Raw genomic sequence first — 19,895 nt, 5'->3', positions numbered from 1 at the left:
AGAACTCGGGAACCAGCCTGACATCATCTGGTAGAAAAAAATGATAATCGGCATCAATCGAGGAAAGTTGCTTGAATGCAAATTGAATCAAATAACAATAGGCAGGAACCCCACCATTTTGATGTCGGCGAAAGTGCCTGAGCAGGGGATATCTGGAAAGAAATGAGAGATCATCAGAAGTCCCATCATCAAAAACATCAACCATTAGATGATAGTCTTCCCCTGTTTTGTAAATGTCGTCCAAGACATCCTTCAACATAAGAGCGCGATTATAGGTGGTTAACGTGACATGAATAGCTTTCGGGTTTTCATACAGGGAAGTTTGCGGCTTCTGATATTGCAAACTACAGGCAAAACAAATTTCAGGTGTTACCAGACCGTTCAGACTGGTCACTTTTGGATGCTGACAAGAAAAGCAGTGTGTCTGATCTGTAATCGAGGACCTGTGGTCACAGTCCTTTAGTAACACGCCACTCTCTGAATCAACAATTTTATGAGTCGTGAAATCAGTCACGTGGTTCCATCCAGCAGAAAAGTGATTGAGAAGCATTCAGCAGCACAATAAGCAGAAAATCTAGTTTGAATTCAATAAATCAACTGGGACCAAGTGAGTCACTGAAACGTGAATTTGAAGCGATTTAAGAGCTTAAAACTGATGCACTTGTAGAAAATAGGTGCATCGAAATGTGAGAGATGAAAAGCCAAAATACACATCCTATTACAACTGATTTCGTTACAGCATGTACGTGGGACTACTTTTTCGGAGTATGCGTTTGTTGCCAGTAGTTGTCAAGAATATAATTCCGATTTACAACAATAATTCATAAACGTATATTACTTGCTCTGTCTTTATGTACCTATTGTTTTTAAGTGCTCCATTTTTGCAGTTGCAAGATTAAAACCAAACAGGATAACGCGATCAAAGACAAGATCTGTCAATTTTGTTAGCGGATCAATTATTGGTAAATCAATAATTTTAAATTTGTAATTTTAGATAGCCTGCTATGAAAAACTTTGCATTAATGGGTGCAGCCGGTTTTGTTGCACCTCGCCATTTACAGGCCATTAAAGAGACAGGCAACTCACTCATTGCAGCGATTGATCCCCATGATTCAGTGGGAATTCTTGATCAGTATTTCCCCGAAACAAAATTCTTTACAGAGGTAGAGCGCTTTGATCGGTTTCTGGAAAAACTACGTCGGGAAGATACGAATGAACGCGTGCGATATGTCAGTATCTGCACTCCAAACTATTTGCATGATGCTCACGTACGACTGGCGATGCGAATTCATGCGGATGCCATCTGTGAGAAACCACTGGTGATCAGCCCTAAGAATTTGGACGCACTCGCTGAACTTGAGCAAGAGTATGGACAGCGAATCTATACCGTGATGCAATTACGATATCATCCGAAAATTGTTGAGCTAAAATCGCAACTTGAAACACCTCCAAGTTGTGACATCGTAGAGATTGACCTCAATTACATATCGTACAGAGGCCCCTGGTATCACCGATCCTGGAAAGGTTCAGAATCTCACTCCGGTGGTCTCATCATGAATATCGGTATTCATTTCTTCGATGTACTGATATGGCTCTTTGGTAGTATTCAAAATGTCGAGGTTTATAAACGAGAATCGCAGAAGGTGTTAGGTGTGCTCTATTTAGAGAGAGCCAAAGTTCGTTGGTTTCTCTCGATCGATAGAGACGATCTGCCACCAGATGTTCGTAAAAATGGTCACTCGTCCTATCGTTCGATGACCATTGATGGCGAAGAAATCGATTTCTCGAATAGCTTTACTGATCTACATACGAAAACATATGAAGAAATCTTAAACGGTCGTGGTTTTGGAATTGAAGATGCCCGGTCAGCCATCGAATTGGCTGACACAATTCGTACGTGTCCTGTAAAAGCGGCACCAACATTAATTCAGCCTCATTTCAATCGCAAGAATAGACGAGCAATAGATGACCTGTTTTATTCATGAATCCGCATATATTGATGAAGGAGCCAAGATCGGTTCAGGTACAAAAATATGGCATTATTCTCATGTGATGTCGACTGCTGAAATAGGTCAGGATTGTAATCTGGGGCAAAATGTATTTGTCGGAGCCGACGTTAAAATTGGAAATCATGTGAAGATCCAGAATAATGTCTCCGTTTATCAAGGGGTCGTGCTGGAAGATTATGTGTTCTGTGGTCCAAGCATGGTATTTACGAACGTCAAGACGCCACGTGCAGCATATCCTCGAAAGCAAAGTGAAGATCAGCATCAAACGCGAGTTGAGTACGGAGCCTCGATTGGTGCGAATGCCACAATCGTGTGTGGGATTCGCATTGGAAAATGGGCATCTATTGCTGCAGGTGCAGTGGTCACAAAGAATGTGCCCGCTTATGCTTTGGTTGTTGGAGTACCAGCTGTGCAAGTCGATTGGACCTGCGAATGCGGTTTACGACTTCAGTTTGAAGACAGACGGTCTAAATGTTCAAGTTGCGGCAAGCTATATCAAACCGATGACGGAAAAATAATCAGAATAGTGGAGTAAAAATGATCAAGTCATTCATCACTCATGGGCTAGTGGTATTACTATGCTCTGCCAATAATTGCTTTGCTTCCATATGATCAGGAGCGTGTTTCAGAGTTTCTTGCCAGGCATATTTCGCTTGAAGTGAATCACCACTGTTCCTGAATGCGTGTCCTAAAAGCAACCATGTTTCGCCCGATTCGGGACGGAGCTCAATAGAACGGTGAAAGACGCTGATCGATTCGTCAAACTGTTTATCAATCAAATACGCCGTTCCTAAATTGTGTAATGTTGCTGCATCATTTGGATCTTTCTCGCTTAATTCTTTCAGGACATTCAGGGCTTCAGTCGGTGAATGTTTTTCAAATAATAGCCGAGACAGTTCTTGTATTGGTTCCAATTCATCAGGCCATTCTGTTTTTATTTGACTGAGTAATTGAACTGCCTGATCCGTCTCACCCTGATGTTCCATTAATCGAGCGCTGAGTAGCTGGCTTGATAACCATAAATGCTCTTGGTGTTGCATTTGCTCGATGTGTTGACTTGCTTCTCGCGTCTTGCCTTGTTTGATGAGCGTCTCCCCCAAGCTTTTCCAGGCTGTCGTGTAGGTGGGAATTTCTTTAATAATCAGACGCCATTGCTCTTCTGCCTGTTCTGATTTTTTCATGTCATCGTAGACGATGGCCAAATTATGCCGGGTTTTATAACCACACAATCCAACATCAATGCTGGTGAAGTGGCGATCGATTTGTTCGTTGATCACGCGCAGGTAAGTTTGTTCTGCGTCAAGCAAACGTCCAAAGTGATGATGTAACATCGCCTGTCGAAACAGGAGTTCTTTGTCGCTGGGAAAATGGGTTAGCCCCTGACAGCAATAGTCCCAGGCTTCCTGATACTGATCATTTTGAGAAAGAGAGTTGACTAATAACGCATAGGCCTTTCGAACTTGGGATTCTTCCGGATGAGAAACTTCCAGACACTTCTTTAAGTAATTGATTGCTTCGGGATATTTTTCGTCGTCTGCGTAGGTCATTCCCAAATTGAACAAAATAAAAGGATGGTTGGGGCGTTCTCTGTTATCCAATTCTAGAAGACGATAATCCCGCTCCAGCTTTCGTTTCCTGCCTTCGATGCTATGATCTGACCCTGAATGGACTACATAGAGATCAGTCCACGACACCTCACCTCCGCGTCTTCTGATGGCGGGGATAATCTGCTCATGTATCCGGTGCTCAAACTGTAACTCTGGAAGATTTCGAAAGAGCTTTACATGATCCACGGCTGTCATACTCACATCCCCCTCTGGTCCCGGGCAATGAACCTGCATGATATATCCCAGAGTATGATCAGGGTGGGATTGTGCAGCCAGCTCTTTGAGTTTTCTGCCGCACTCTTCTGTAATGGTATCATCGGAGTCCATCCAGAAAATCCATTTGCCGGTAGCATGTTTGATGGATTCATTACGGGCTGCTGAGAAATCATCACACCAGGGGAATTCAAACATACGGGCGCCGTACTCGCGACAGATTTCCGGAGTGCGGTCTATGGATCCAGTATCAACGATAATGATTTCATCTACCCAAGGGCGAATACTTTCCAGGCAGGGACCAATGGTGTCCTCGTTATCGCGCACAATCATACAGAGCGAGAGTGTATGCGGATCTTCGGTCTCCTCAATATCAGAATTAGCTTGATATTGCTCTTGTTGTTTTATTTCTGGTTGCCATTTCTTTTGGTACTTCTGAGCGTTCTCTTGCATGATTCCCGAGAAGTCAGCACCCGAGCCAATAAAGGAGCGACTGCCGAAGTGATGCACGAACGAGTCAACAGCGATCACAGTTCGGTAACCGGCTGCGTTTGCCCTCCGACAAAAGTCATCGTCCTCAAAACAGCCGATGCCAAACTGTTCATCCATGTCGCCTATTTGATTGACGATCTCGCGTTTTATGAGCATGCAGAACCCGACCAGCCGCTCTTCATTCATTGATTGCTGGTCATGTTTTTTACCCCAATCCCAGGCAAAACCATCCAGACTTGATAAATCGGTATAGGAAACAGGGACTTGCTGAGGACCACTGACATTATTGGAGACCGGGCCTACAATTCCAATGCCTGCCGATGAATGAAGCCTTGCCAATAACCGGCTTAACCAGCCAGTCGTCAGAAGTGTATCGTTATTCAATAGCAGGATATTTTTTCCGGAAGCGACTTCCAGTCCTTGATTCACGGCGGCAGGGAATCCACGATTTTCTGAATTGAGGATCACACGAGCATCGGCTAACGTGTTTAAGTAATCGGGAGTCCCATCCGTTGAGGCATTATCGATTAAGATCAATTCATAGGGCTCATCCGTTCGCATTCTCAGGCTATCAATACACTGTTGTGTATAAGGAAGTTGGTTATGCGTCACAATGATAATCGAAGTCAGTCCATAATCGGGTTGAGGCCGCTTTGTGGCGGTGATTAAAAACTGATAGGCATAAAACTCTTCCACTTCTTCTGGGGGGAGACCATCAATGTGCAAATTGCCAATTTGGATCTTTCCAGGATAGCCCTGTGCTTGCCATTCCTGAAAACCCGGCCCCGGTACGATTTGAAGCTTGTCGATTTGAAATCCTGCACGAAAGAAAAGTTTTTCGATTTCGCGACGAGTAAAAAATCGATAGTGAGTTTGATCTAACAGGCCTGCTCGTTCATAAGTCCAGTTGCCTTCAATCAACCCGGCCAGAACACTCTGATTTCTCACATTGGGAATGCTGGCAACAATCGTTCCTTCCGGAGTTAACCAGTGGGCGATTTTGTTTAAAGTCTGCTCTGGTGATTTCAAGTGTTCGATAACATCAGCACATACGACGCAGTCAAACTCATTCTCTACAAACTCATTCGAAAGTTCCTCAATGTTCTGCTGAACGACTCGGTTCAGGCGTTTAAGGGCCAGGTTTGCTGCAAAACCATCCAACTCGACACCTGTTACATTTGCCGACTGACGTTGTTTGACCGACTCACCCAGACGTCCCGTTCCACATCCTAAATCGAGTACATTTCGTATTGATGTGGGAATCAAGGCCACTACTTCCGGTCGTGGAAATTCGAAATACTGACGATCCTGTTTCGACGTCGGGATTGAATCATTGGTGTTGGCAGTTTTGATCTCAGAACCATTTTGTAGAATCGAAAGCGCTCTTCGAACTGCTCTGTCGCTCATTTCCAAATGGTCATCCAGAACGGAAAGGGCTTCTGCTCCGCTTGCCCCCTCCAGGTCGGTAACATTCGCTAACTGCGATTGATGTCGCCGGTTCAAGAGTAGAGAAAATATCCGGTCTGCTTTCCTGATTAGAAGCTCATCTTCTCCGAACTCGGCTTTATAGGCTTCAAGCTTGTTAACCCACTCCTTTTGAAAGAAAGCACCCCAGCCTACTAATGCCATTTGCGACTTGCCAAAACAGTTGTTGGCGTTTTCGAACAGGTGTGGGTGTTTCAGTCCATGAGCGATCCGATCCGGAGACGCCAGGAAGGACTCATACAGCTCAGGGATGTTGTGTACGAGGCAATCATCGTCTTGAGTGTAAACAGTAGAGTGCTTGGCACGCTGTGCGCACAAGAAGCGTCCGTATGTCACAAGGTTCTTGTCAGATTGAATAACATGTACTCCCTTCAGTTCAATTTCTAAATGGATTTCTGGATTATTGTTCCAGACGAGGATGTCATCAATGAAGGGATAGTGTCTTAAGTCCGTCACAATTTGTGCAATATTATCTGGACGTTTCCAGGAAAGGAGACAAGCGGAAACGGATTTGTCCGGTAATGAGATTTGAAATTTCGGCTGAGTGGTTTCTATTGGGGGTATGGGATTGACATTAGAATGAGTTGAACTCATCGAGATGCTAGTTTTTGATTGAGACTTAGTAATCGAAGCAAGCAGGATTTTCATTCGATGTTGATACGTGTGCCGGGAGACGACCAATCCAAGTCCCTGTTGGGCAATCTTGTCTCGCTCTGTTTCATGTTTGAGATAATACTCCAGCTTGTCAAACAGCTCTTCAGGGCAATTGTAGGTCGCAAGATGTTCCCCATCTGTAAACAGCTCAGGCTGGCCGTTTTCTGTAAGGTCATTCGTTAAAAGGAGTCCACCACAGCCCAATGCTTCAAATACACGCATGTTGACATCATTTTTGACACTGCGATTGAAGATGAGGCGTGAGGCAGAATAAATACGGGCCATCTCTTCAAAGTATTTTTGGCCAACAAAGCTGTCAGGATACTTTTGAGTCAGAGACTCCAGTAAGACACACCGTTCCGAGCCAACCAGATTGCCAACAAAGGAAAAATCAAATCGTTTCGTTGCTTGATAAGGACGATGAATTTCTGGATCGCAGGCCAATGGTAACCAGTGAGCTGATTCGATTCCCTTATTTTGCAAGGTCAACGCTCCATCTTTTTGAGCGGCGAAAACGTAATCATAGCGAGCTGCTTTTTCCAGACACCATTCAAAATTCATGTGGGTATCAATTACCCAGCACACGGCAGGTCTGAGATGATCGGGTAAGTGATACTGAAATCCGTCATCAATATTGAGAAACAGGTCGAATTTTCCGACGGGGATCTCTGATACTTCTCCCGGCAGGAAGTGTTCTACTTCAACGAAGTTTCCCAGAGCACGTCGACAGTAAAACCCCGTTGTTTCAGGACGGGCCTGATTATCGAAAATGAGAGCGATTCGGTTGATAGTCATGTATTACCTCGCTGAATTCGAATCATTGCGCTTTGATGGCGAAACAATATAAATCGCTGACTGCTTTGTTATGTCTAAGATAAAGCTCTTCAAAGGAAGTTGCCTTAACCCAATCGAGAAACATTGCAAGACTCACATTTTGATAATAATTTTCATCAGGACCATAGAGTGGTCCTGTGCGTCTTGTTCCATGTTCTTTCCGACCTTCTCCTGCACAGGTCATAAAAAACAAACCGCCTGGCCGTAAGAGTTTGAGCATGTTGGCTACGGTTTGTGGAGCATGGGGATCGTGCTCGAACGTCTCTAGCGAGCACACAACATCAAATGATTCAGGAGGGGCTTCAAATTCGTGTCCCAAACAGGCCTGATCGACACCATTACCTGACTCTGCATCGATTCCGGTATAAGTACAATTATCGAATTCCTCTCGTACAGACCCGTTAACATCACGAGAACCAATTTCCAACACGCGTGTGTTTAAGAAAAAGTCACCATATTTCTGTTTGACTTCTCGACAAAATTCCTGCTGAGCGGGATGAGCCATGACTAATTACCTCAGTTGGAGTTTATGGAGCATTTATAACTCGTTGCTTCAGTTTTACTTTGTTGAATAGTGGTCGATAGGAGTTTTCAATCACAGTTTTCCAGGTAAATCGTTCTTCAAATATTTTCCTGCCTGCTTGTCCGTACTTTTTTCGTTGATCCGGTTGATCCATTACATTTCGCAATTGATTGATCCAGTCTGCTACATCACCCGGTCGACATAACCAGCCATTGACACCTTCCTCAACCGTATATGGCAGCCCACCAATCTGACTGGCAATCACTGACACACCGCTGGCCATCGCTTCCACTGATGTCCGACTGAGGCCATCAGGGGCAATTGTGGGAACAGCACAAATATCTGCATGACGAAACCAGACTGGAAGCTCTTCCTGGGACTTCCACCCAATATAATGCACGAACGGATCTGATTGTTGAGGGGCATCGGAAGTTACGATCAATTCGAAATCCTGACGCTCTTGCCACAGGTGCCTGCAAGCTGACAATAGGACCGCATAACCTTTGATAGGTTCTTCAGTCAATCCGGCAAATAAAATGCTGGTTTTGTCAGGATTGATTTCTGCGGGAGTCTGTTCTTCAGGAAGAGGCCAGGGGAATCGTGCTTGATCCATACCCCATGTAACAACCTCTACTGAAGCACCGATTGCACGATAAGACTCAGCGAGAGTCGGATTGAGAACCAGGACTGCTTCGGCATCCAATATGGATCGGCATAAGAGATCATGATATTCATCAGATCCCACAGCGCTTAGCTGTCGCTCTAACTGATGGAGTTGCCCAGACCCGTTTCTGGTCAGACAGTCAAAACAGACAGAAGGATGCTGCAGTTGATTGTGAGGGCAGAGGGAAAGCCCAAATTCTCGGCTCGGTAAGAGTCGCAGATTGTTAAGTGGACACAGTAATTCGTGAGCTTGCATTCGTAAAAAACAGGGGTACTCTTTTAGTGCATCAGCCAAGTGCGGTTTGAAGTTCCAGCTGTCAGTGATGATCACACAATCTGGATCGAACTGGACAACAGCTTTCTGAAACCGTTGCCGAATAAGATCTGCTCTCCATTCATCGGATGAGAATTCCAGGCATTCGCTTTCTATCGGACTTGTATCATTGACTTGACCTATATTCCAAGGATCGAATCGAGGATAAAAATGTAACACTTCATAACCCGCTTCACCCAGAAAACGGACCAACTCGGTTGTATGTATGTTTCCCCCTCCCGTTGAGGGCCAATTGTAGAGAAAGCTTACGACAGCAACTTTTTTTACAGCATCTGTAGGGTTCTGATTGACTTGCAAGTCTAAATTATCAACTGCAATCTCTGTACGTTGATCTTGAATCTGGTTGACCTGCAGATTTTTGGGTAATAATACTTGTATTGAACGAGTATTTGATTCGTCAATTACTTCATCAATGATTTGTTTGAAACGCATACCGACACGTTCCTGTGAGTTAAGTTCTCGAATGGTTATTCCAAACCGCTGAGCTTCCTCACGATACTCATCTGAAAACCAATAATCAGAATCTTCGGGAGTAGCAACATCAAATCCAAGTTTAGCCAAATGCTTCACACTATTACTGTCTTGATTCATAGCCAACGGAAGAAACGACGCTAGACTATCAAAGGCTTTTGTGGGAGGCTTGTGTCGGCTACGAAAATCATCTCCTTTAATATCAATGGCTGCCCCTGATTGGGTTGCCCATTCGAAATGCTTAGTGGGAGACCAGGCTTCGATACGAATATTATTTGCCGATGTGATTCCAAGAGAAGATGGTGCGACAGACTCTTGTCCCCCATCAAGATTGGTCAGAATCCATAAATCCCGAGGCAATGGATTTAGATTGAGCCATTCGATTAAGGGTGGTAGGTTTGATCGGAGACCTGTCCACAATATCGGACCTTCCTTGTTAACACCGGAGCTCTGAGACGAGTAGAATTTGACATGATGATCTATAAATTCCACAGAGGCATAAGGTAGGAAATATTTACGGAGCGATTCCGAATGCAAAATAATCCGTTGGCATCGAAACAACAACGGACCATCTCTATCGATATCACTCGATGAACCATAGCCATCAATGGGGCAATAGATTACTGGTATCATCGGATCAGTAGATTGCATGATTTGCGAAAAATCATACTTGACGATGATCGCGAGATCGCAATCTGGTATTCGATCAGAGAAGATTTCAATTCGAAAATGCTTCTCTAACTCATTTGCCATATCCTGACCTACCCATTCCCAGGAACCAATTCCAGAATATCTGGGACCGATTGCAATCGTTGGTCGAAGGTCAGACATCAGAAACCCCATAAGGAAATGAGTATAGGACGGGGAAAGGTATCAATCAGATGTGTTATTAAGTTGTGGAAGTAAGAGCCCCTTGAAGCGCTTTCAGAGCGAATCCGGCGGCATGTCGTTTATCAGCCGGTAACCCTCCCAGAGCAGTAAGCAGTTGTTCTCCCGTGATACTAAGACATTCTGAAATTTGTAAACCAACCACCATCTCTGCAAGAACCGATCCAGCGGCAATTGTTGCTCCGCATCCATGGCACTGAAATCCGACTTTGGTAATCTTTTTTCCATCTGTCATTAAATAGAAAACCAAATACTTGCCTTGGCCCGGTACTCCCGAGACCCCAACCCGTTCTGGAGAATCCAACTTTCCCCAATTCCGAGGACGTACTGCATGGTCTAATACGATTTCAGAAAATCGGGACATCAGAAAAATTCCGTATGACAAGGAACTCCAAATCTGATTGCAAATCCAAAATTTGAATAGATAATAACTGTTTAATAGGGTGCACCATCTTAGCAAGCACGTGTCATAAGAACACATTGTACATATTCTAAATATATGATCTTCAATAATCAAGAGTATACTATGAACACAAGAGGCACGGTAAAATCGAAATTTGAGTGGGCACTTTGCTTTAGATCGACGAATTACGATTCATCATAAATCGACATCCTAATCGGCAGATCACAAGCCCCCGTAGCTCAGTTGAATAGAGCAATGCTTTCCTAAAGCTGGCAAAAACACTCATCGATAATTAATCAAACACCAATCGCTATAAACACAGGCGATTGGTGTTTTTTCCTTTTGATTGGTTACTCGCTAATGAGTGATTGATTGGCGATTGGATGCGGGTGTTGGTGACGTTTTCGGTGACACTGGGAAATGAGCCTTTCTGCTATATGATTAAAAAAGGTTTTATACTACTGGCAGGTATTACTTCCAGAGTTGGTATGACTATACAGAAAACTGCTAATCAATTATTAGTAGGATGGATGAAGTGATTTCCTCGTAATAAACAATCTACTCCCTTTGCAGAATATGCTCGTTTATCACACTCCATTCATCTTGCTGCCGTTCTAGGATGAAAACACTACAATAAGCCCCCGCCATTTTACCAAATCCTCTTATAGTAGTCAGTATCACGGCCACATCTTTCATTTTAGAGTAACCTGGGACACTCAAGGAAACCTGAAAGCTTGTGTCTTTCCCCGGTGCTTCCATAATAGTCTTTAAGTCGACGGTTACATTCTTTCGAAATTTAAATCCATACAGTTCTTGTAACTGTCCAATCAGGTTATGACTCTTCGAGTTGTTTTCACAAAGACTAATCGCTGAAGATTCGTCAACGAAATTTGTAACTCGTTCTACTATAGAAGATGTCCATCCTTTCTCATTAGCCACTGGTTGATCAAGTTTCATCGTCAATGGATTAAGAGTATGTGGAATACCACTATGAGTAGATGATATTTTGGCGAGTGTTTTACTTATTAACGCGAGATCAGTATCTGTAAGAGCGTTGCTTTGTATTGGGCTGATTTCGTTCGTTTTTTGAAGATCTGCTGCTCCCTGTTTATCTGAAGGCTTATTTGTGTTTGTGCAAGCAAACCCTGCAATTATAACAACTATAGAGATCGCTACCAACAAACATCTTGAAATCATAGTGTTTGTCAGCTCACTTGTCTGTTTTTTCCAGATCAAACATATATTCATAGATCACAACTATAATTACTAATACCTAAAACACCAAAAAAAACACAAGCATTATTATGAAAAACGAATGTTAAATAAATTTTTAGATCAAAAAATTAGTTCTCTCTAGAAATCGGCGGCGGCATGTGACCAAGGACCGGGAAATTATACCACTTCCATAGCGGAGTATTTTTCCAAAAGTCAGATTCATGTCTTGTTTCTTCTAAATCGTATCTCGCATAAAGCCTTTGCCCTTGGCGAGTTCCTCTGTCAGCTAAATCCTGGCATTCCTTTTCATCAATAGATGTCAGGCATGGACGTTCATATGTTTCCAGTATAGGAACGAGAATGTTATTAACAAAATTCCGCATATTCTCTACATGCCGTTGCTCATGATTATAAACTACAACTGGAATGAAGTGTGTTATAACTGTTGTCCGATTATTTCTTTTTATATATATCTTATATGCTAGATCAACTGAGCATTTAACTTCGAATTCATGACAAAAACACTCTTGGCATTTGCAAGAGATCTTTTCTCGTACTGTTTCAGTATACCCAAGCCAATCATCACCGCGAGGTTTAGTAAATATAGTCCATGGGTGTGAGTGAGCATCTTTGGGATCAAAAGCGACCTCAACTAGTCCAGACGGATCAATATAATTAACAGAAGAACCTTGTACATATGCATAAAGATTGGTACTAGCGATGAAGCCTAGAGGGTCAACTGATAGCCATCGTCCGATCATAGGTTTATAAACGCGAGCCCGGATATAATATGAATCCGTTTCATCATCGTGGTAGTAGCCAAATTCACCAATGTACCGAAATGGATTTTCAGCCGTTCCAGTACGAGCAACTTCATTACCCCAAGAATCATATGAAAATGTATCAGTCACATTTTCGCTTTGATCGGTCATCTGTTGCGTGGAACCTTGCGTATCATAATGATAAAAACTCGTGTCAGAATTTCTGTGCTGACTGATTACACTACCAAACTCTGTAGGCTCATTCGTGTATGCTGCAGTAGTTGCCCCGACTTCGTCATATTCTTCAAGATAGCTGTCTTCGTCCCAAAGGTAATTGGTGACTGTCATGATTGCTGCTTCCTTTCTGGCACGATTGCACTGGCTGTCTATACGAATGTATTTATTGTATACTAAAAACTCTAAACGCTTACCATATTTTTCTCTAAATTTACCTAAAATTCATGTTTTTAGCTTCGGCAGTTTTCCTCTAGAAATAGATTCACCACTGCTGGGATTTACTCAATCTTCTGGCCTGAATTCATTCGTTACTGTCTTATTTAGTCCCAAAAGCCCCCTCTCTCAGGTTCCAGCAAAGTCATTGACTGCCTGTGCACACTTGGTAGCATGGATTGTAGCAGGCGTGCATTAATGTTTCGGATTGGATAGGTGACTGGTATATGCTAGGAGAAAGGGTTTCCTAGCCGGTTTCACTGATGCCGTTACCGCCATCGCTAAAGCAAGAGCAAATTATAGCCAGCTCATAGCAACAATAATTTATATCAACAGAACAGACACACTACATGAGTTCAATCTACATCTCCTACCATCACCTTGACAAAAGTTTAGCTCTCGCTTTGGCCGAAGCGCTGGCGGAACAAGGGCACTCGATCTCAATCGATGTTGAAACCCTTTCCCCAGGATCGGATTGGCGTCAAACACTTTCCAGTTCACTCAAAAAATCCGATGCGTTCGTAATTCTTTGGACAGAGAATTCTGAATCTTCTAAGCCTGTCATTTCGGAGATCGGCGCAGCACTTGCCTACGCCGAATCAGGAGACATGACCCTAATTCCGGTTATAACTGGTAATATTTCCATTCCACCAATTCTCAGCCATATACAATCAATTGTTTCTCGGGACGGCGATGTTGAATTTATAGCATCCCAGATCGAACGGGCCTTGTCTGCATTAGCTGGAAGGAGAGCAGCAGAGGAAAAGAAGCAGATTGAAACAAAAGAGCGAATTGAGGCAAATGCAGCCGATTTCATTAAGGATGCAATCGAGGCACTCAATGCCAGGGAGACCTCGAATCGATTTGCAGCGAATGCTTGGTATATAATCGGATTTCTTACACTGGTAGCTGGTGTCGGTTTTTCTATTTCTAGTTTTGTTACATTTACTGGATCGACAAGTACATCGTGGGTTGAACCCACCTTACTTGCTATCAAGAGTCTTGTCGTCATTGGCCTTCTGATCGCTTGTGCTAAATACTCATTCACACTCGGTCGAAGTTTTATGATTGAAGCGTTGAAATGTTCTGATCGCAATCATGCGATATCATTTGGCGAATTTTACTTACGTGCTTTTGGAGCCGATGTGCAGTGGAGTGAGCTTAAGGAGGTGTTTCAACATTGGAATATTGACCGAGCGTCGAGCTTCTCTGATATTAAGACCAATGATTTCGACCTCAAGTATATTGAGGAGCTACGCGATCTCGCTAAAGCACTTTCTGACATCAAAGGTAAATAAGCTAACAGCTCGGGCTTACAAGTCATGTGGTGCTTGACGGCCTGCTTGACACCTAAGAGCAAGAACCCGGAAAAGATATCCCTGGTCTTTCCATTCCGCCCCTTTACAAAGGCATTCCCCGATTCCTTTTCAGGTCTCAAAACGGCACATGTGCAATCCGTGCTTAGGTTTTCTAACTTGCTGATTGGCAGTTATTGAGTGCCATATTGGCGATTAGTCAAGGTTTTATTGCCTCATGAAGCGACAAACATAGCCATTCACTGACATTCATAAGCCCGCATATCACATCATATCCCAACAAGAATCGACGCATCGAAAATATTTTCTGATTCTCAACATTTAGTATTGACTGCCAGCATATCCAAATTATATTGAGGTGTTCCCTTGGGGGTTGAACACGATTTATATGCTATTTGAAAGGATTCTGCTTTATGAAAAAAGAGGCAGGGGTGCTGGGAGAAATCGAGTGTGGCAAGGCCTACACTCTTGAACGATTCATGGCGGTAACGGGGCTTCGGAGGGTTGCCTTAGATTCTGCTCGCAAAAACGGCTTGTTGGTTCGTAAATTGGGCCGACGCTGTTTCATCTTTGGTCAAGACTTCATTGACCACATAACATCGCCAGAGACCGTACAGACGTAATCTAAGCGCGTTGGTGATGGTTTCCATGTCCGCCTGGGTGGTGGCCGCGTGCAATCCGCTGGAGGTGATTGCGACTTTTTAATCAGGTTAATCAATATGATGATTTTTGCCTAAGACAGTTTCGGATGACTGACAAAGTGCGCTCCTGAAACGATTCAGTGAAGCCGTACAAATTCTTCTTACCGGGGTCATGTTGCGCCCGGTTTATGTTTCGTTTTTTGCTGAGGATGCAATTAATGACGACTGCTACATTATCAAAGCCCAAGCTAGGGCGACCCAAAGGGTCAAAAACAATAAAGCAACCGGTAATTGTGAGAATTGCCAAGTCGAGATGCCCAGTCTGTCTATCAACGGACAGGTCTGGATATTGGGATGTAAGAACCAGGCCTGGTTCCGGGAAAGCTCCCGATGACATGCCTTATAACAAGTCACGCAGTAAACAGACTCGCTGTCGTAAGTGTGGGCAGGTCCGAACTGATGTTATTTATGAGAACTCATTCTGACACAACAGGAAAATCGGATTCCGATTTAACGATCTATTCATTTTCTAAAAGTGTGGTACGGTTGATTGCACGAGTGAAGAGTTGGCGAATGTCGGGCAATCAATATGTTTTTGAAAGGAAGTCTTATGCCTCATACTGAGGAACCCACGATGATTCAATCCGGTGCGGTATACACACTGGATAAATTTAAAAGTCTATCCGGCTTAGGTACGCACGCGATGCGTCAAGCTGTGAAAAAGGGGCTGCAAACTGTCCAGATAGGAAGCCGCAAATATGTGCGAGGTTCTGATTTTCTAGCGTTTATCGACAGGCAACTTACCGCTGAAGCCAATGGTAAAAACATCACCGCTTCATGATTTATGGGCTTTGTGTAGTTATGGCTGGCCACTGGGTGAGTGTGAAACCAGTGGCCAGCGTCGGAGACTTCTTTAATCACTTAAATTGTTTCAGATCCTACTCAGCAAGGATGACATTCTATTGATTTCAAAAACTGATACAGGTGTTGACGCCATCGCTGGCAAATTCGAAATTACAGATATCAAAATAGACAAAGATTTTAAAACGCTCTGTCCTGGTCTGCTCGACGACGAATTGAGGCGGCTCAAAGACAACATCATTAAAGACGGTGAATTCCGCGATCCTGTGATTGTGTGGGAGCAGGAATTGGAATTAGTCGATGGGCATAATCGGTTGGACGTATGGGACAATCTTCCTGCTGAACTACGTGAGAAAATCGGTCCACCAAAAATCAAGCTGATGGAGTTTGAAAACCGGGAAGCTGCTCACAACTGGATTATCGCCAACCAGCTCGGTCGGCGGAACCTTGATGGAAAGCAACGGTCGTATCTAATTGGCCAACGATACCAAGATAAGAAGAAGGACGATAAAGAAAATCTCAAAAAGCCCAAAAGGCAAACAAAAACTTCGGGTGGTCATAATGACCGCCCGAAGAAAACCGACGAAATAATTGCTGAAGAAGTTGGCAAAAGTCCAAAGCAGGTGAGGCGTGATTCAAACTTTAAAGATGCCGTTGACGCCATCACTGAGAATGTCGGGCCGGAAACCAAAAACGAGATTCTTGCTAATAAGAAACTGAGCAAAACCAAGATTGTCGAAATTGCCAAGCTGCCAGCGGAAAAGCAGCAAGCAGAATTCGACCGTGCAATGGGACGGGGTGAGCCGTCGGGCGGTACATCGTTCGACCCAAGCGAGTGGGGCGGGTACGACACGGTAGAGGAACCGGTTGTTGCCTCTGATGTTGTGACCGAACATCACCTAAAGGAAATGCAGGCACCCTATCGAGAGGTTCAATCTCTGATTACGAAGCTGAAAAAAGCGGTCGACAAGCTTCCTGAAGGTGGGGCCGGGGGTTGGCATGACGAAAACCGACAACAGGACATCCACACTTCGCTAAACAACTTCAAGGCTTCTGTGAACATCGTAAAGCCAGCTGCTATTTGTGGCTGGTGTGGTGGCAAGAAGTGTGCTCATTGCCGTCACACTGGAGTGCTGAATAAACACATGGCTGAGATGCACGAAGGGGGGCTGGCTGCCATCCGGGGCGCGTAGCAATAATCTCAAAGCATGGTCTCTGAAAGTGCTGGTGACCGACAGGGACAAAAAATTCAAACATCAAAATAGAGTGGTTCACGGATAGAACCAAATAAGCGTATTCCCAACGATACGATGGCTGCCGGGCTTTGGATCCAAAATAGCTTTCGGTAGTCATCGTATTTAGGAGATTTGCTTATCACGAAAATTACTTAATTCTGATTTTTTTTGTTGGGAATGACATGAAAAGCGGCACAACTGCCCACGATACTTTTTTACAAGCAGCAATCGAATATGCCAATCTGGGTTACTCTATTTTTCCCTGTTCTCGGGGAGACAAGAAGCCCCTCACCGAACATGGTTGTCTCGATGCAACGACCGACGAAGATCAAATCGTTGAATGGTGGGAAAAAACCAAGTTTGCCAATATTGGTATTTCTACCAACGGGCTTCTGGTCGTTGATATCGACGGCTCTGATAACGAGTGGCTGTCTGATCCAAAGATTATGGAAAGCCTATCAACAGGTGCCATGTCTCAAACACCAAGTGGTGGTCGGCATTTCATTTTCAGGCAACCCGTAAACGCTCAATTCAAGAACACGACGGGCAAACTGGCCCCTAAAGTTGATACGAGGGCAGATGGCGGTTACATCATCGCTCCTCCCTCCCAGATTGGCTCTAACGCTTACGAGTGGCTTCCGTCCTACGAGTTGAATGAACCGCTTGAGAGTCTCACAGAGGCCCCTGGTTGGATTGTTGACAATCTGAAAGAGGCTTCAGAAACCAGAATTGATTTAGGTGGTAAAGGTAACCCAATCAAGCACGGAACTCAGCATGATACGCTGTTTCGGTTTGGCTGCTTGATGCGGAATTATGGTTCTTCCTATGACGAAATCAATGCAGCTCTACAAGTAATGAATCGTGAACGATGTGAGAAGCCGGGCACTGTCAGAGCGATTGAAAAGATCGCCGAGAATGCTGCCAAATACGAGCCTGACCAAGCCGGAGAGGGCTACGTTCGCGGTACTGGTGAGCAGTTTGTTGAGAAAAAGAAGTCGCTTCCCGATCCGGGACCGTTTCCCGAAGAGTTGCTAAATGTGCCGGGTTTTATCGGTGATGTAATGAAGTACAACCTTGATGGAGCATTCAAGCCTCAACCGGTTTTAGCGTTGGCCGCTGCTATCACCTTGATTGGCACTTTGACGGGTAGAAAGATTTCTGATCGATTTGGAACTCGTACCAACGTGTATTGCTTAGGTGTCTGCAAGTCGGGAGGCGGAAAGGAGCGGGCAAGACAGGTCAATAAGGGAATCTTATTCCAGTCTGGAGCGGGAGAGCTGATTGGCCCAGAGGGTTTGGCCAGTCATGCCGGGCTTGTCAGTGCTGTCGAAAAACAAAATTGCCTACTCCTGCAACTCGACGAAATCGGGCGAATGATCAAGACGATGGGCAATGCTGGTGGTTCTCCGCATCTATACAACATCGCAACCATACTGATGAAGCTGTTTACAAGCTCGAATTCATTGTACATCGGTGATGCCTACGCTGACCCTGACAAAAGCAAAACGATTGACCAGCCTCACGCGTGCTTGTATGGCACTACAGTGCCCCAAAGTCTCTATGAGGGATTGACGGCGGAAAACTTAACAGATGGCTTTCTGTCACGAATGATGATCTTTGAATCGACAGATCATGACCCGAGACCAACAGAGGTTGCAATCTATGATGTGCCATCAAGTATAAAAGCGTTTGCTAGAACATGGTTTCAATTCAATCCTGGTGGGAACTTATCGAATGAGCATCCTGGACCCTATATCGTGGAATATGATTCGGAGGCAGAAGATATTTTCCAACAGCTGGATGAGATCGCTTATAACGAGCGCAAGACCGACAACGAGATGATTTCCTCAATGTGGACAAGAACCGTTGAGAAAGCCCGTAAGCTCGCTTTGATTTATGCTTGCTCAAAGAACACGCAAGGCCCGCGTGTGAATATGTCGGCGGCTGAGTGGGCTTGCGAGGTGAGCCAGCATTTGACCCGCAAAATAATCTTCACAGCCTCAGACTGGGTTGCTGAGAATCTTTTTGATGCGATGGGTAAGAAAGTGCTACGAGCCATCAAAGCTACGGGCAAAAAAGGAATCACCAAATCTGGCCTTATCGGCAAGACCAGAGGATTCAGGGTAAGAGAGCGTGACGACATTATCGCAACCCTTAAAGAGGGCGGTGACATTTGGGAGAAGATAGAAGACACGGTGACTAAATCAGCAACTAGGTACTTTGCGGTCTGAAAAATCAAATACTTGTAATAATTGTAATAATTGCACCCACCTTTAAAGGGGCTATAAAGAGAGAAGAACAGAGATATGAAACAGGGATACAATTATTACAAATATTCATATTATATATTACATTTATCATTTTAACTCTATACCTCTAGTGTTTTTTGGCCTCCGAATAATTGTATTTCGAGCTGCAATTATTCGGCAACTATTACAATTATTCGAAACGAAAATTGATGACGAAAACCATAACCCAGAAAAAGGAGAGGTTAGATTGATTCGAGCAGAGCTACATTTAGAGTATGGCATATTTAGGAACGATGCCAGTACCCTGGATAGCAATTTACCAATACCAACCAGATGCTAATGCTGAGTTAAGAGTTGAGCTACCCAGCTCTTTTACCGTTTCGTTTTTTCAAAGGAGTGAGTGAATGCCAAGGCCAATTCAGATTTCTGTTTCAACTTATGAAGAATATTCTGAAAAAAGCGAAGTTGTTGCGTTATGTGATGACGGTTCGATCTGGGCAATCCAAAATCAGAAGAATGAGAAGTGTTCATTCTGGGAGCGGCTACCAGATATCCCTGAAGGATTAACAGCAAAGGATTATCCTCATAAAG

General features: G+C 44.1%; 14 protein-coding genes. 7 read left to right on the top strand and 7 right to left on the bottom strand.

What is annotated here, in order from left to right; all coding sequences use genetic code 11:
- Window positions 1-514, bottom strand: a 514-nt coding sequence (locus Q0668_RS22000) for a glycosyltransferase (RefSeq protein ID WP_298868607.1), incomplete at its 3' end; no start/stop codon positions are given.
- A gap of 490 nt (window positions 515-1,004) precedes the next feature.
- Between Q0668_RS22000 and Q0668_RS21995 the strand changes: the two genes are divergently transcribed.
- Window positions 1,005-1,985, top strand: coding sequence for a Gfo/Idh/MocA family oxidoreductase (locus Q0668_RS21995; protein WP_298868605.1), 981 nt, complete (start codon window positions 1,005-1,007; stop codon window positions 1,983-1,985).
- Window positions 1,966-2,544, top strand: a complete 579-nt coding sequence (locus Q0668_RS21990) for an acyltransferase (RefSeq protein ID WP_298868603.1) — start codon at window positions 1,966-1,968, stop codon at window positions 2,542-2,544. The genes Q0668_RS21995 and Q0668_RS21990 overlap by 20 nt, the downstream gene beginning before the upstream one ends.
- Before the next feature lie 22 nt (window positions 2,545-2,566).
- Here the strand turns inward: Q0668_RS21990 and Q0668_RS21985 are convergent, their stop codons facing one another.
- From Q0668_RS21985 to Q0668_RS21960, 6 genes are all read right to left on the bottom strand, one after another.
- Window positions 2,567-7,255, bottom strand: coding sequence for a glycosyltransferase (locus Q0668_RS21985; RefSeq protein WP_298868601.1), 4,689 nt, complete (start codon window positions 7,253-7,255; stop codon window positions 2,567-2,569).
- Between the two features lie 22 nt (window positions 7,256-7,277).
- The gene (locus tag Q0668_RS21980) at window positions 7,278-7,799 is read right to left on the bottom strand and encodes a class I SAM-dependent methyltransferase (protein WP_298868599.1); all 522 of its coding nucleotides are present in this window, start codon (window positions 7,797-7,799) and stop codon (window positions 7,278-7,280) included.
- Window positions 7,800-7,821: 22 nt separating this feature from the next.
- A complete protein-coding gene (locus Q0668_RS21975) occupies window positions 7,822-10,116 on the bottom strand; it encodes a glycosyltransferase family 4 protein (protein ID WP_298868597.1) in 2,295 nt (764 codons plus the stop codon).
- A 58-nt stretch (window positions 10,117-10,174) separates the two neighbouring features.
- Window positions 10,175-10,537 carry an iron-sulfur cluster assembly scaffold protein gene (locus Q0668_RS21970; RefSeq protein WP_298868595.1) on the bottom strand — a complete coding sequence of 121 codons (363 nt, stop codon included), beginning with the start codon at window positions 10,535-10,537 and terminating at the stop codon, window positions 10,175-10,177.
- A gap of 597 nt (window positions 10,538-11,134) precedes the next feature.
- On the bottom strand, window positions 11,135-11,812 hold the full coding sequence (locus Q0668_RS21965) for a hypothetical protein (protein WP_298868594.1): 678 nt from the start codon (window positions 11,810-11,812) through the stop codon (window positions 11,135-11,137).
- A 107-nt stretch (window positions 11,813-11,919) separates the two neighbouring features.
- The gene (locus Q0668_RS21960) at window positions 11,920-12,900 is read right to left on the bottom strand and encodes an RHS repeat-associated core domain-containing protein (protein WP_298868592.1); all 981 of its coding nucleotides are present in this window, start codon (window positions 12,898-12,900) and stop codon (window positions 11,920-11,922) included.
- Between the two features lie 452 nt (window positions 12,901-13,352).
- On the opposite strand from Q0668_RS21960, the gene Q0668_RS21955 reads away from it, so the two are divergent.
- The 5 genes from Q0668_RS21955 to Q0668_RS21935 form a co-directional block, all read left to right on the top strand.
- Window positions 13,353-14,300, top strand: coding sequence for a toll/interleukin-1 receptor domain-containing protein (locus Q0668_RS21955; RefSeq protein ID WP_298868590.1), 948 nt, complete (start codon window positions 13,353-13,355; stop codon window positions 14,298-14,300).
- Between the two features lie 1,269 nt (window positions 14,301-15,569).
- Window positions 15,570-15,800, top strand: coding sequence for a hypothetical protein (locus Q0668_RS21950; protein ID WP_298868588.1), 231 nt, complete (start codon window positions 15,570-15,572; stop codon window positions 15,798-15,800).
- A gap of 121 nt (window positions 15,801-15,921) precedes the next feature.
- Window positions 15,922-17,013 (top strand): hypothetical protein, encoded by a 1,092-nt coding sequence (locus tag Q0668_RS21945; RefSeq protein ID WP_298868586.1) that lies wholly within the window; start codon window positions 15,922-15,924, stop codon window positions 17,011-17,013.
- A 224-nt stretch (window positions 17,014-17,237) separates the two neighbouring features.
- On the top strand, window positions 17,238-19,286 hold the full coding sequence (locus tag Q0668_RS21940; RefSeq protein ID WP_298868584.1) for a bifunctional DNA primase/polymerase: 2,049 nt from the start codon (window positions 17,238-17,240) through the stop codon (window positions 19,284-19,286).
- A 422-nt stretch (window positions 19,287-19,708) separates the two neighbouring features.
- The coding region (locus tag Q0668_RS21935; protein ID WP_298868582.1) for a hypothetical protein at window positions 19,709-19,895 on the top strand (187 nt) is incomplete at its 3' end.

It is taken from the genome of uncultured Gimesia sp. (assembly GCF_937910335.1).
GTDB lineage: Bacteria > Planctomycetota > Planctomycetia > Planctomycetales > Planctomycetaceae > Gimesia.
This window is presented reverse-complemented; position numbering and strand designations above follow the sequence as displayed.

Bases quoted from the DNA above. Each gene is read 5' to 3' on its own strand.
- Q0668_RS21995 (WP_298868605.1), top strand. From the start codon at position 1,005: ATGAAAAACTTTGCATTAATGGGTGCAGCCGGTTTTGTTGCACCTCGC.
- Q0668_RS21990 (WP_298868603.1), top strand. From the start codon at position 1,966: ATGACCTGTTTTATTCATGAATCCGCATATATTGATGAAGGAGCCAAG.
- Q0668_RS21985 (WP_298868601.1), bottom strand. From the start codon at position 7,255: ATGACTATCAACCGAATCGCTCTCATTTTCGATAATCAGGCCCGTCCT.
- Q0668_RS21980 (WP_298868599.1), bottom strand. From the start codon at position 7,799: ATGGCTCATCCCGCTCAGCAGGAATTTTGTCGAGAAGTCAAACAGAAA.
- Q0668_RS21975 (WP_298868597.1), bottom strand. From the start codon at position 10,116: ATGTCTGACCTTCGACCAACGATTGCAATCGGTCCCAGATATTCTGGA.
- Q0668_RS21970 (WP_298868595.1), bottom strand. From the start codon at position 10,537: ATGTCCCGATTTTCTGAAATCGTATTAGACCATGCAGTACGTCCTCGG.
- Q0668_RS21960 (WP_298868592.1), bottom strand. From the start codon at position 12,900: ATGACAGTCACCAATTACCTTTGGGACGAAGACAGCTATCTTGAAGAA.
- Q0668_RS21955 (WP_298868590.1), top strand. From the start codon at position 13,353: ATGAGTTCAATCTACATCTCCTACCATCACCTTGACAAAAGTTTAGCT.
- Q0668_RS21950 (WP_298868588.1), top strand. From the start codon at position 15,570: ATGCCTCATACTGAGGAACCCACGATGATTCAATCCGGTGCGGTATAC.
- Q0668_RS21940 (WP_298868584.1), top strand. From the start codon at position 17,238: ATGAAAAGCGGCACAACTGCCCACGATACTTTTTTACAAGCAGCAATC.